14 protein-coding genes are annotated in these 12891 nt (G+C 66.0%); 10 read left to right on the top strand and 4 right to left on the bottom strand.

The features are described 5' to 3' along the window. Window positions 1-4: 4 nt before the first annotated feature. Both RSE14_RS14400 and RSE14_RS14405 read right to left on the bottom strand, forming a co-directional pair. On the bottom strand, window positions 5-547 hold the full coding sequence (locus tag RSE14_RS14400) for a GNAT family N-acetyltransferase (protein WP_324074809.1): 543 nt from the start codon (window positions 545-547) through the stop codon (window positions 5-7). Continuing rightward, complete coding sequence (locus tag RSE14_RS14405) at window positions 547-1710, bottom strand: PQQ-dependent sugar dehydrogenase (RefSeq protein ID WP_324074811.1); 1164 nt, start codon at window positions 1708-1710, stop codon at window positions 547-549. The genes RSE14_RS14400 and RSE14_RS14405 overlap by 1 nt, the downstream gene beginning before the upstream one ends. On the opposite strand from RSE14_RS14405, the gene RSE14_RS14410 reads away from it, so the two are divergent. The 4 genes from RSE14_RS14410 (at window position 1709) to RSE14_RS14425 (ending at window position 6080) form a co-directional block, all read left to right on the top strand. Next, on the top strand, window positions 1709-2332 hold the full coding sequence (locus RSE14_RS14410) for a ribonuclease HII (protein WP_324074812.1): 624 nt from the start codon (window positions 1709-1711) through the stop codon (window positions 2330-2332). The genes RSE14_RS14405 and RSE14_RS14410 overlap by 2 nt on opposite strands. A gap of 357 nt (window positions 2333-2689) precedes the next feature. Further along, window positions 2690-3715 carry a site-specific DNA-methyltransferase gene (locus tag RSE14_RS14415; protein ID WP_324076937.1) on the top strand — a complete coding sequence of 342 codons (1026 nt, stop codon included), beginning with the start codon at window positions 2690-2692 and terminating at the stop codon, window positions 3713-3715. A gap of 14 nt (window positions 3716-3729) precedes the next feature. Then, a complete protein-coding gene (folP, locus tag RSE14_RS14420; protein ID WP_324074813.1) occupies window positions 3730-4842 on the top strand; it encodes a dihydropteroate synthase in 1113 nt (370 codons plus the stop codon). Window positions 4843-4922: 80 nt separating this feature from the next. Then, window positions 4923-6080 carry an alkaline phosphatase D family protein gene (locus tag RSE14_RS14425; RefSeq protein ID WP_324074814.1) on the top strand — a complete coding sequence of 386 codons (1158 nt, stop codon included), beginning with the start codon at window positions 4923-4925 and terminating at the stop codon, window positions 6078-6080. Between the two features lie 99 nt (window positions 6081-6179). Here the strand turns inward: RSE14_RS14425 and RSE14_RS14430 are convergent, their stop codons facing one another. Both RSE14_RS14430 and RSE14_RS14435 read right to left on the bottom strand, forming a co-directional pair. Beyond that, window positions 6180-6941 (bottom strand): SDR family NAD(P)-dependent oxidoreductase, encoded by a 762-nt coding sequence (locus RSE14_RS14430; protein ID WP_324074816.1) that lies wholly within the window; start codon window positions 6939-6941, stop codon window positions 6180-6182. 46 nt (window positions 6942-6987) lie between these two features. Continuing rightward, window positions 6988-8424 carry a sigma-54-dependent transcriptional regulator gene (locus tag RSE14_RS14435; protein ID WP_324074818.1) on the bottom strand — a complete coding sequence of 479 codons (1437 nt, stop codon included), beginning with the start codon at window positions 8422-8424 and terminating at the stop codon, window positions 6988-6990. Window positions 8425-8707: 283 nt separating this feature from the next. Here RSE14_RS14435 and RSE14_RS14440 point away from each other — a divergent pair, with 283 nt between their 5' ends. The 6 genes from RSE14_RS14440 to RSE14_RS14465 are packed head-to-tail and all read left to right on the top strand — an operon-like array spanning window position 8708 to window position 12868. After that, entirely contained in the window at window positions 8708-8830 is a 123-nt protein-coding gene (locus tag RSE14_RS14440; RefSeq protein WP_324074820.1) for a hypothetical protein, read from the top strand. A gap of 12 nt (window positions 8831-8842) precedes the next feature. After that, entirely contained in the window at window positions 8843-9964 is a 1122-nt protein-coding gene (locus tag RSE14_RS14445) for an NAD(P) transhydrogenase subunit alpha (RefSeq protein ID WP_324074822.1), read from the top strand. Then, window positions 9961-10755, top strand: a complete 795-nt coding sequence (locus RSE14_RS14450; RefSeq protein ID WP_324074823.1) for a hypothetical protein — start codon at window positions 9961-9963, stop codon at window positions 10753-10755. The genes RSE14_RS14445 and RSE14_RS14450 overlap by 4 nt, the downstream gene beginning before the upstream one ends. A gap of 13 nt (window positions 10756-10768) precedes the next feature. Next, complete coding sequence (locus RSE14_RS14455) at window positions 10769-11050, top strand: NAD(P) transhydrogenase subunit alpha part 2 (protein WP_069309790.1); 282 nt, start codon at window positions 10769-10771, stop codon at window positions 11048-11050. 2 nt (window positions 11051-11052) lie between these two features. Continuing rightward, a complete protein-coding gene (locus RSE14_RS14460; protein ID WP_416379353.1) occupies window positions 11053-12513 on the top strand; it encodes an NAD(P)(+) transhydrogenase (Re/Si-specific) subunit beta in 1461 nt (486 codons plus the stop codon). A 13-nt stretch (window positions 12514-12526) separates the two neighbouring features. Next, a complete protein-coding gene (locus RSE14_RS14465; RefSeq protein WP_324074826.1) occupies window positions 12527-12868 on the top strand; it encodes a hypothetical protein in 342 nt (113 codons plus the stop codon). The last annotated feature ends 23 nt before the right edge of the window (window positions 12869-12891 follow it).

The raw sequence follows: 12891 nt of genomic DNA on the forward strand, positions 1-12891 counted from the left end.
GGGGTTAGCTTTGCCCCGTCGCCTCCCAAGGCCTCAGCATGCCTTCGGCCGGCATTGCGGCAAGCGCCGTGCCGCGCGCCAGCAGGCGGTGGGGTTCGTAAGGGCCGGGGCAGCGCCAGCCGCCCGTCATCGCCGCGGAAAAGCCCCAGCGGCCGTAATACTCCGCGTCCCCGATCAGCACCTGAGGAAGGGCGGGGCCACCTGTGCCCGCCAGCCGCGCGTCCTCGGCGATCATCGCGCTCATCAGGCCCACGCCGAAGCCTTCGCCCTGCCTTTCGGGCACCACGGCGACCGGCCCGACCATCACCAGCGGCACCTGTCCCTGCTTGGTCTGGAGTGCGATCGGCCAGCACTGGATCGTGCCGACCAACAGATCATTCTCGTCGAGCGCGGCGAGGCTGAGGCCGGGCAGCCACGGCATGCCCTCGCGGATGCGATAGGCAGTGCGCGCGTGGCGCTCCGGCCCGAAGGCGCGGTCCAGCACCTCCTCGATCATGGCGGGATCGACCGCCTCGAGCGGGATAATGGTTGCCGTTGTGGAGGCCATCAGCGGGCGGTGAGCTTCAGGAGCCGTGCGCCCTTGCCGTCCTCGGCCACCCAGATGGCGCCGTCCGGCCCCTGGGCAAGGCTGCGCAGGCGATTGGCAAAATCGTAGCGGGCGGCCTCCCGCGCCCTTTCGCCATCGAAGGCGACATCGACCAGCGCCTGGGAACCGAGCCCGGCCATCAGCGCATGGCCCTTCCAGCCTTTGAACATGGTGCCCGAATAGATCAGCGTGTCGCCCGGCGCGATCACCGGGGTCCAGCTGAGGGCGGGCTGGGCGAAGCCGTCGGACGGCTCATGATCGGGGATCGGATCGCCGTTGTAATGCTCGCCGTTCGAGCGGATCGGCCAGCCGTAATTGGCGCCGGGCTTGACGAGGTTCAGCTCGTCACCGCCTGCCGGGCCGTGCTCGACCTCCCACAGCCGGCCAGCCGCGTCCCAATCCATACCGAGGATGTTGCGGTGCCCGAGCGACCAGATCTCCGCGGTAACGCCGCCCTTGTCAGCCATGGGATTGCCCGCAGCGGGCGTGCCGTCGAGATTGAGGCGTACGATCTTGCCCAGCGTCGTGCCGGTATCCTGCGCCGGCTGCATCTTCTGCCGCTCGCCGCTGGCGATGAAGAGATACTTGCCATCGGGCGAGATCGAGAGGCGATGCGAATAGTGGCCGCGCCCCGTCACCTTGGGGGTCTGGCGCCAGATCACCGAGAGGCCTTCGATGGTGCAAGCGGTGGCCGAGGCGCAAACCAGCGTGCCCTTGCCGACCGCCGCGCCGCGGGTGTCGTTCTCGCCCGCTTCGGCCCAGCTCAGATAGATCGTGCGCCCGCCAAGCTTCGCCGAGGCTTCCGCGGGCAGGAAGGCGATGTCGCCGAGCCCCCCCTGACCGCCATAGGCCACCGTGGGCGCGCCGCTGACAGTGCCCGTGGTGCCGCTGGCGGTGTCGATGAACTTCACCGCGCCCGCCTTTTCCGTGACGAACAGCACGCTGGTGCCGGGCGCAAAGGCGATCGCCCAGGGCTCCTCGAACGTCGCGACTTCGCTGGTGGTGAAGGGCGCGGCCTCGGCCGAGGCGGCAGCTGCGCTGTCCCCGGTTTCGGCATTCGCACAGCTTGCCAGCATCAGCGCGGACACGGAAAGAGCAGCGAGCAGGCGGGACGAGGGGATCATGCTGGGGGTCACTCCGGGTTTCACAGGTCAGGGCGAGGCGATCATCATCGGGGTCGACGAGGCTGGCCGCGGGCCGCTCGCCGGGCCGGTGGTGGCCGCGGCGGTTGTGCTTGGGCGCGCGATACCTGCGGGGCTCGACGATTCCAAGCGCCTTTCGGCAAAGCGCCGCGCCGTGCTCGATGTGGCGATCCGCGAGACCTGCTGCTGGGCGGTGGCGGTGGTCGATCCGCAAGAGATCGACCGGGTCAACATCTTCCAGGCCACCATGCTCGCCATGACCCGCGCGGTCGCCAGCCTTGCCGGCGCGATCGGCGGAGCGGTGGGCGAAGTGCTGATCGACGGCAACATGACCCCTGCCTGCCGCTGCGGCGATTGGCGCTGGCCGGCCCGCGCGATCGTCGGCGGGGACGGGATCGAGCCTGCCATCAGCGCCGCCTCGATCATCGCCAAGGAATGGCGTGACCGGCTGATGCTGGAGGCCGCCGCCGCGCACCCGCACTACGGGTGGGAGCGCAACAAGGGCTATGGCACGGCCGAACACATGGAGGCCCTGCGCATCCACGGCCCCAGCCCTCTGCACCGCCGCAGCTTTGCTCCCGTCGCGCAGGCCAGCCTGCTCTGATCGGAAAAATTGTGCGGCTTCGCAGGGCGGGTGAGTCCTCCGGGCCACACCGCTGCATATCGAGTCCCGGCGATGGGCGCGGACTCAACATCTTGTGTCGGTCCCGCTTCGTTCCACCACCGAGGCGGGGGTTTTACCACCCGTTAACCATGTTTGCCGTAAAATTAGGCGCTTGACGCAGACTCCTCAAGGACTCATGCCTGTGGATAAGTTGCAGGCGAGAACAGCGGGGACATTCCGGTGAGTGTGATAGAAAAGGCGAGATTGCGTTCTGAAATCGCTGAAAAAGCGGTTAAATCAGTGCGTACGCCAGAATTGCCGCTGGGCCGCATCCTGCCGGGGGACTGCATCGCGGCGATGCGCTCGCTGCCGTCGGCCAGCGTCGATCTCGTGTTCGCCGATCCGCCCTATAATCTCCAGCTCGGCGGCGATCTCAATCGCCCGGACGGCAGCCATGTCGATGCAGTTACCGATCACTGGGACCAGTTCGACAGCATGGCGGCCTATGACAAGTTTACCCGCGAATGGCTGACCGAGGCGCGCCGCGTATTGAAGCCCGATGGCGCGCTGTGGGTGATCGGCAGTTACCACAACATCTTCCGCGTCGGCTCTATCCTGCAGGATCTCGGCTTCTGGATCCTCAACGATATCGTCTGGCGCAAGACCAATCCCATGCCCAATTTCAAGGGCACCCGCTTCACCAATGCGCATGAAACCCTGATCTGGGCGAGCATGGGCGAGAAGTCGCGTTACCACTTCAATTACCGCGCGATGAAGACCCTGAACGACGAGCTGCAGATGCGCTCCGACTGGGTCATGCCGATCTGCGCCGGGGCCGAGCGGCTCAAGGAAAACGGCAAGAAAGCGCACCCCACCCAGAAGCCCGAGGCGCTGCTCTACCGCGTGCTGCTGGCGACGACCGAGAAGGGCGACGTCGTGCTCGATCCATTCTTCGGCACCGGCACCACCGGAGCGGTGGCCAAGCGGCTTGGCCGCCAGTGGATCGGCTGCGAGCGCGAGGACTTCTACCGCGGCGTTGCCGAAAAGCGGATCGCCAAGGAGCTTCCGCTTGATGAGAGCGCTCTCACGACCATGCAGAGCCCACGTTCCGCGCCCAAAGTGGCCTTCGGCGCTGTGGTCGAGGCCGGGCTGATCCCTCCAGGCAGCAAGGTGTTCGACAAGAAGCGCCGCTGGATCGCCACGGTACGCGCCGACGGCTCGCTCGAATGGGACGGCAAGACCGGCTCGATCCATGGGCTCGGCAAGGACTTGCAGGGCGCGCCCTCGTGCAATGGCTGGTCGTTCTGGCATTACCAGACCGGAGGCGATATTCAGCCGATTGACGCTGCCCGCCAGCTTTACCTTCTCGCCAGCGAGGACTGACCGCCCACAAGCCCATGACCGACGCCGTCTATCTCTACCCCATATCCTTCGTCACCGGCCCGCAGGAGGTCGATGGCGATGCTGTGCGGCTCGGCGGGACGATGGCCTATGCCAGCGAATTCGTGCTGGTGATGCGGTTTGACGGGGTGCTGGTGGAGCGGATCATCACCACGCCTGCGGGGATGGACGAGGCGATCGGCCTGCTGCCCGATGTGCTGGCCCGCGACGCGGCGCAGCAATTCGCCAATTTCCGCAAGGTTCACGCGCCCTTGCAGCTCGGCAATCGCACCATCCGGCTCGATCAGCCGCAGGTGATGGGCATCCTCAATGTGACGCCCGACAGTTTCTCCGACGGCGGCATCAATGATGATCCCCAGATTGGGCGCGATCATGCGGCCGCGATGCTGGAGGCGGGCGCGGCGATCATCGATATCGGCGGGGAAAGCACCCGTCCGGGCGCTGCGGCGACCTTCGAGGACGAGGAAATCCGCCGCGTTGTTCCGGCGGTGGAGTATTGTGCGGCCATGGGCGCCGCGATCAGCGTCGACACCCGTCGCGCGGGTGTGATGGAGGCCGCGCTGGCGGCGGGCGCGCATATGATCAACGACGTCTCGGCGATGCGCTATGATCCGCGCACGACCGAGCTGATCGCCTCGCACCGCTGCCCGGTGGTGCTGATGCATGCGCCGGGCGCAGGCGAGGATCTGCACGCGGGCGGGCAGTACAAGGACGCCGCGAGCGAGGTCTATGACTTCCTCAAACTGGCGCGCGCCCGGGCGATTGCGGCTGGGATTGCCGAGGAGCGCATCCTGCTCGATCCGGGCATCGGTTTCGGCAAGTCGCTGGCTGAAAACCTTTCGCTCATCAATGCCTTGCCGATGTTCCACGGGCTCGGCAGCCCGATCCTGCTGGGGGCGAGCCGCAAGCGCATGATCGGCGCTCTGTCGAACGAGGAGGCGGCTGATGCACGGCTCGCCGGTTCGATCGCGCTGGCGGTGAAGGGCATGGATGCGGGTGTCCACCTGCTGAGGGCGCATGATGTTCCCGAGACGGTGCAGGCCCGCAATGTCTGGCGGGGCTTGCGCGATGCGGCGCTGACGACCTTCAATCAGGTCGCGCCAGTCTGAACCCTTCCCACAGCGTCGCTCTTCTGTCACTCAGCGCGGCCAGAACACTCTCACACCCCACCGATTCAGGGAGCCCCTCGATGCGCCTGTCGCTGCTTGCCGCTACCGTTCTTGCCGCCGCCGCCAGCCCCGTGCTGGCCCAGAGCAGGGATGTGCCCCCGGGCGTCAATCTCACGCCGGATCAACTGCTTGCGCCCTATTATGCCGAGCTGCGCAAGAAGGTTGCGATGCCGGTCGCCGGGCCGACGCCTGCGCTCAGCCCCGCCACCACGCTGACCCGCATCGCCTTTGGCAGCTGCAACCACCAGAACGCGCCGCAGCACATGTGGGCGCAGATCGCGGCGGCCAATCCGCAGCTGTTCCTGATGATCGGCGACAATGTCTACGGCGATACCGGCTGGGATGCCGACGCCGGGCTGGAGAGCCTGCGCAGTTCCTACGCGCTTCAGGCTTCGCACCCCGAATTCAAGGGCTTCCGCGCGAAATTCCCGATGATGGCGACCTGGGACGACCATGATTTCGGCCTCAATGACGCGGGCGGCAATTTCCCGATGCGGCGCTGGGCCGAAGAGCTGTTCGAGACCTTCTGGGGGTCCTCCGATGCCGTGCGCGGGCGGGACGGGATCTATGAAAGCTCCATCACCGGCCCCGAGGGCAAGCGCGTGCAGGTGATCCTGCTCGACACCCGCTTCTTCCGCTCTGACCTGAAGAAGGCCCCGTGGTCGAAGGACCGCCCGCCGCTTGGTGGCTATGTTCCTGATGATGCTCCGGAAAAGACTGTGCTCGGCGCGGACCAGTGGGCCTGGCTCAAGGCCGAGCTGGCCAAGCCCGCGGACCTGCGCATCGTGGTCTCCTCGACCCAGGTCATCACCCAGGCCCACCAGTTCGAGGGCTGGACCAACTTCCCCGCCGAGCGCACCAAGCTGCTCGAAATGCTGGCGGGCCGCGAGGCGAGCGGGCTGGTCATGCTTTCGGGCGACCGCCACGCTGCGGGTATCTACAAGACTGAAATCAAAGGCGAAACAATGTGGGAGCTGACCAGCTCCTCGCTCAATCTCGCCTTCGGCAGCGACATCGAACGCGCCACTTCGCGCGAGCCTGATCCCGCCCGCGTCACGCCCTTTTTCCCGATCGAGAATTACGGCCTGATCGATATCGACTGGAAGGCGAAGACGCTCACCATGACCCTCAAGGGCAACACCAGCGCCACGCTGGCGGAGCAGGCCTTCAGCTGGTGACACCTGTTTCACGTGAAACAGCAAAAACACCCGTTCTTGCAATGTTTCACGTGAAACATTTTTGGCCCTGTTGGAATGGCGCGAAAAATCCTCTGCAAATCAGAGGGTAAAGCCGCCGTCCGAGACCAGCACGTGGCCCGTAATGTTGGAATTGGCGTCTGACAGCAGGAAGCAAATGCTCTCCGCCATCTCCTGAGGCGAGGCAAAGCGGCCCGAAGGCGTGGTCTTGGCCATCGCCTTCAGCGTCGCCTCGCGCCCGATCCGTTCGACCGATGCGAGGAAGTCCGGGCCGCTTTCCCAGATCGCGGTGTCGACCCCGCCCGGCGCAATCGCGTTGACGCGGATGCCGGCTTTCGCGTTCTCGGCGGCTGCGATGCGCGCCATGTGGGCGACTGCCGCCTTGGAGACGCCGTAAGGCCCGATCCCCGGCAGCGGCTTCAATCCGGTGGTCGAGGACACCACGACCACGCTGCCACTCTTGCCCGCCATGGCCCGCAGCGATGTCGCCAAAGTCAGGAAAGCCCCGTCGAGATTGACGTCCATGACGCGGCGCCATTCGGCAAGGCTAAGGCTCGCCAAAGGCCCACCTGCGCCGATCCCGGCATTGACCACGGCATGGTCAAGCCCGGCGAGGCGTGGCTCTAGCGCCTGCCATAGCGCCTCGTCCGCGACGCTGCCGACGATGCGGTGCACCTCCACGCCGGGAAAATCGAGCGCGTCGAGCCCCGGCCCGTCCACATCGACGAGGAACAGCTTTGCTGCTCCGCGCTCCGCCAGCATGGTCGCACAGGCCGCACCGATCCCCGATGCTGCCCCGGTGACGAGCGCAGAGCGCCCCTTGAAATCCTGAAGTGTTGTCATGCCAGCGCGGCTAGGCGCGCGCGGCCCGCTAATCAAGCCGCGCCGATCAAGCCGCGTTATCAATGCCCAGATCGGAAAGCTTGCGATAGAGCGTCGAGCGCCCGATCCCGAGCCTGCGCGCCACCTCGGTCATGCGGCCGCGATAATGGCCGATGGCAAGGCGGATCACGTCGGCCTCGATCTCTTCCAGCGGGCGCAGGTTGCCGTCCTCGGTGTAGAGCATGACGCCCACCCCGTCATGCGATGCGAGTGAACGGCTGTTGTCCTGTTCGCCGAGCATCTCCGAAAGCTGCGGGAAGCTGTCTTCGGTCAGCGTGTTGCTTTCGCAATAGACCGCCGCGCGGAACAGCACCGATTGCAGCCGGCGGACATTGCCCGGCCAGTCATAGGCGGCGAGCAGCGCCAGCGCGCTCTCGGAAATCGAGAGGTGATTGAGGCCCGGCTGTTCGCCGATGCGGGCGAGGAAATGGCGGGTGAGGGCAGGAATATCGCCGGTGCGTTCGCGCAAAGCGGGCAGGCGGATGCGGGTCGCGCCGAGCTTGGCTGCCAGCTCCTCGTCGAATTGTCCGGCCTCCACCAGCCGGTCGAGCCCGGCATTGCTGGTGACGAGCAGGCGCACATCGACGCGGAAGCCGTAGCTTGCGCCCACGGGGCGGATGATGCCGCTCACCAGCGCTTCGCACAGGCGCTGCTGGAGCGCCGGGGTGAGCCGGTCGATCTCGTCGAGGATCAGCGTGCCGCCGTCGCAATGCTGGAAGGCGCCGATCTGGCGATCGAAAGCGCCGGGGAAGCTGCCGGGTTCGTGCCCGAACAGCACCGATTCGATCGAGCCGGTGGGGATCGAGGCAAGGTTGATGATCCGCAGCGGATCCTTGGCGCGCGGGGATGCGCCATGCATCGCGCGCATCAGCATTTCCTTGCCCGTGCCGCTTTCGCCTTCGATCAGTACATGGCCCTGGCCGCGCGCGGCCTTGGCGGCCTGCGCCAGCGCGGTGCGGAATTGCGGGGCGGTGCCGATCATCGCATCGAAATCGAGGCTGGCCGACATTTTCTCGGTCAGCGGGGCAAGCTCGTCGCGCGGGGTCTCGCGGGTGGTGACAGAGCGCAGGGCTTCCATCAGCCGGTCGGGCGAGACAGGCTTGACCAGATAGTCGCTCGCGCCCGCCCGCATCGCTTCGACCGCGAGCAGCGGCGAGGCGCTGGTGGTGAGCATCAGGATGGGGAGCGCGGGGCGGCGGGATTTCAATTCGGCAATCAGCGCGCAGGCATCATCGCCCGGCACCCATTGATCGAGCAGGATGGCGGAAAGCTGCATCCCTTCGCGCGTGCCCAGTACGGCAATCGCGGTTTCGGCATCGGGAGCGACGATCGTGCGCCAGCCCTCGCGCGCTGCAATCGCCGAGATCAGCCGCGACTGGGCCGGCTCGTCGTCGATCAGCATCACGATTCGCGCATCGCTGTGCGCTTCGGGGTGGCTATCCATCTCCGCCATTCGCCTTGCCGCTCGCCTTTCCTTCGCCGGGGCCTGTCCCCGGTGACACGGCTCGGTCATAGGACGTGCGGGTAAAGACGGGATTAAGACCGTCCCGGCGCGGGACACATCGGCGGCAGGCGCTGCGGGCTGGGGAGAGACGCATCCTGCCATTAAAGGTGACTTGAGCGCACGGCTCTGCTTCGATACGGGGGCAGGCAGAAAAATCTATGCCGCCAGATTTGTGGCAACCAATTGCCGCCTGCGGTGTTCAGGAACCCAAGGGGAAGAGAAAATGACTGTTCACGACATGGATAAGGCCAACGAAACCTATGGCGGGTTCATGGCCACGCTGAAGTGGGCCGTGCCGGTGATCGCGCTGATCGCCTTCGCGGTTGTCGCGGCGATCGCGAACTAAGCGCGCCTGCCAGTGAAGATCGCCATCCTCAAGGAACGCGCCGCCGGGGAAACCCGCGTTGCTGTGACGCCGGAAACGGCCAAGAAGTTCGCCGCCCTCGGGCTGGCGGTCGCGGTCGAGGCGGGAGCGGGGGCCATCTCCTCGATCACCGATGCCGCCTATGAAGAGGTAGGCGCGAGCGTAGGGGATGCTGCGGCCACGGTGAAGGATGCCGATATCATCCTCGGCATTCAGGCGCCCGATGTGGCGCTGCTCAAGGGCGCAAAGCCCGGCGCATGGGTCGCCGCGCTGTTCGATCCCTTTGCCAAGCGCGATGTGGTGGATGCCTATGCGGCCGCCGGCCTTGAGGCGCTGAGCATGGAGTTCATGCCGCGCATCACCCGCGCGCAGTCGATGGACGTCTTATCCTCGCAGTCGAACCTTGCCGGATACAAGGCGGTGCTGGCGGCAGCGGCGCAATATGGCCGCGCTTTCCCGATGATGATGACGGCGGCCGGCACGGTGCAGGCCGCGCGCGCCTTCATCATGGGTGTGGGCGTGGCGGGGCTTCAGGCGATCGCGACGGCGCGGCGTCTGGGCGCACAGGTTTCGGCCACGGATGTGCGCTCGGCCACCAAGGAACAGATCCAGTCGCTGGGTGCCAAGCCGATCTTCGTCGAGAATGTCGCCGGGATCGAAGGCGAAGGCTCGGGCGGCTATGCCACGGAAATGAGCGAGGAATACCAGAAGGCGCAGGCCGAACTGGTGAGCTCGCACATCGCCAAGCAGGACATCGTCATCACCACCGCGCTGATCCCGGGCCGCGCTGCGCCGCGCCTGATCACCGATGCGCAGATCGCGACGATGAAGCCGGGCAGTGTGATCTTCGATCTCGCGGTGGCGCAGGGCGGGAATGTCGAAGGTTCGGTGGCGGATGAAGTCGTGGTGAAGCACGGCGTGTTCATCATCGGCTTCTCGAACACGCCTGCGCACCTGCCCGCTGACGCTTCGGCGCTGTTTGCGCGCAACCACTACAATTTCCTCAGCGCCTTCTGGGACAAGGAAGCCGGCAAGCCCGTGCTCGACGATGAAATCGGCGGCGCGATCCGGCTGACGCAGGGCGGCAAGGTCGTCAACGAACGGCTGGCGGGGTGAAGCTCCTCAAGTGGTATCTCGCCGCAGTGCTCGCGGCGTTCATGCCGGCTGCGGCCCAGGCGCAGTTGCTGCTGCCGTTCTGGACGATGGACGAGTACAAGGCCGAGGCCGCTCCGGCGCCGGTGGCGCATGAATTCCAGGGCCGGCTCTATGGCGTGAACATGCTTCCGATGGAGATGTTCACGCTGTCGGAGGACGTGTTTCAGGACAATGGCCGCATCGCCGCGCCTGCGGGCACGCAGCTGATCGGCCTTGCCTTCGTGCGCGGCGGGGCCTGCGCGATCTTCCCGCCCAAGCTGGCCGCGGGCGCTGCGATCATGGCCTGGGGCGCGGACCGGCACCTGTGCTTCGTTGACGAGAACCAGGGCGGCACCTTCGACAAGTATTTCTTCCGGCAGGGCGACAAGCAGGGCTTCTTCAACCCCTTGCAGTCGGTGTCGGGCGAGCGTCTGGCGCTGACCGGCGGCAAATATGCCAAGGCCGAGCGCACCGGGATGGAAGGCAAGCTCGAATGGGTCGTCTCCTCGCAGAAGTGCAAGGAGATCGACAAGAAGACCAAGCCGCGCCTGCGCTGCCGGGTCTATATCGGCCTTAGCGTCATCAAGCCCAACGGCGCGCCGCTCGGCTCTGCCACGCTGACTTACGGGCGGCAGTTCGATCTGTTTCCCGCCGAAACCCAGAACTTTGTCGAATTCTTCGGCCTGAAGCTCACCGCGACGGCGGCGGGCCCGGGCCAGGTCACCTACGAATTGACGCAGCCCAAGCGCAATGCCGCGTTCCTGCTGCGCTAACCAGAGCGAGCCCATGGACTTTATCTCTATCCTGTCGATCTTCGTCTTGGCCTGCTTCGTGGGCTATTACGTCGTCTGGTCGGTGACCCCGGCGCTTCACACTCCGCTGATGGCGGTGACCAACGCGATCTCCTCGGTGATCATCGTCGGCGCGCTGATCGCGTCGGCGGAAGCCGCCAGCCCGATCGCCAAATATCTCGGCCTGTTCGGGGTGGTGCTCGCCAGCATCAACATCTTCGGCGGCTTCGCCGTGACCGAGCGCATGCTCGCGATGTACAAGAAGAAGGAGAAGTGAGCATGGACTTCTCCCTGCTTTCCGCAGCCGCATCCGGTGAAGGCGGCACCCCGGCATGGGCGATGCTCGCCTACCTCGTTTCGGGCGTGTTCTTCATCCTCGCGCTGCGCGGGCTTTCGAGCCCCGCCACCTCGCGCACCGGCAACCGCAACGGCATGATCGGCATGGCGCTGGCAGTGGGTACGACGCTTGTCACCCACAACATCGCCAACATCGTCGAAATCCTGATCGCGGTCGGCATCGGCGGCGCGATCGGCGTGGTTGTCGCCCGCCGCATCGCGATGACCGCGATGCCGGAACTCGTCGCGGGCTTCCACAGCCTCGTGGGTCTCGCGGCCGTGGTCGTCGGCCTTGGCGCGTGGCTCGATCCGCAGTCCTTCGGGATCGTTGACGCAGCCGGGCAGATCCTTGCCGTGAGCCGCGTCGAACTCGGCCTTGGCATCGCCATCGGGGCGATCACCTTCTCGGGTTCGATCATCGCCTTCCTCAAGCTTTCGGGCCGGATGAGCGGTTCGCCGATCATGCTGCCGGGCCGCCATGTCATCAACCTCGGCACGCTGGCCGCGATCCTCGGGCTGATTGCCGCCTACACCATCTCGCCGGCTGGCGGGGCGGGCGAGGGCTGGATGGTCATCGCGGTCGCCGTGCTCGCCTTCATCATCGGCTTCCTGCTGATCATCCCGATCGGCGGGGCGGACATGCCGGTCGTGGTGTCGATGCTCAACTCCTATTCGGGCTGGGCGGCGGCGGCGATGGGCTTCACGCTGGGCAACAGCGCGATGATCATCACCGGCGCGCTGGTCGGCTCCTCGGGGGCGATCCTCAGCTACATCATGTGCCGCGCGATGAACCGCAGCTTCATCTCGGTGATCGCGGGCGGCTTTGGTGCCGACGCGGGCGCTGGCGGCGGTGCTGGCGGCGCGCGCGAACAGCGGCCCTACAAGCAGGGCTCGGCTGAAGACGCGGCCTACATGCTCGAACAGGCCGAGAAGGTCATCATCATCCCCGGCTACGGGATGGCGGTCGCCCAGGCCCAGCACGCGCTCAGGGAAATGGGCGACAAGCTCAAGGAAAAGGGCGTGGAGGTGAAGTATGCCATCCACCCCGTCGCCGGCCGTATGCCCGGGCACATGAACGTGCTGCTGGCCGAGGCTTCGGTGCCTTATGACGAGGTGTTCGAACTCGAAGACATCAACTCCGAATTCGCCCAGTGCGACGTCGCCTTCATCATCGGCGCGAACGACGTGGTGAACCCGGCCGCCAAGACCGACAAGTCCAGCCCCATCTACGGGATGCCGGTGTTCGACGTCGACAAGGCTAAGCAGGTGTTCTTCATCAAGCGCTCGATGGGCGGCGTGGGCTATGCCGGGGTCGATAACGACGTGTTCTACATGAACCAGACCGTCATGCTCCTCGCCGACGCGAAGAAGATGGTCGAGGAAATCGTCAAGTCGCTCGATTAAGGGCCACGCTGCAATGAAGAAGCTGCTGCTCTGGATTGTCGTGCTGGCCGGACTGGCGGGCGGAGCGCTGGCCTCGGGCCTTGCCGATCCGCTGGTCGCCTGGCAGGTCAAGGGCTCGCTGGTGGCCTCGGGCCTCGGCGAGAACCGCGCCGAGTGCATGGCCGACCGGATGGTGGAGCGCCTGACGCTCGGCCAGCTGTGGAAGCTGCGGCAAGGCATGGCCCCGCAGGAAGGCGAGCCGGAGAATGCCGAGGGCCTTGGCGAGATGATCAAGCGGCTGCGGCGCGTGGGCGACGGCGAGGCGGTCGCCGTGCTGACCACGAGCGCGGGGCTGTGCGCCATCGGTTTGGGGTAAGAAGCTCCGCGCTTGCCTTTTCT

It is taken from the genome of Erythrobacter sp., from assembly GCF_035194505.1.
Classification (GTDB): Bacteria; Pseudomonadota; Alphaproteobacteria; order Sphingomonadales; family Sphingomonadaceae; genus Erythrobacter.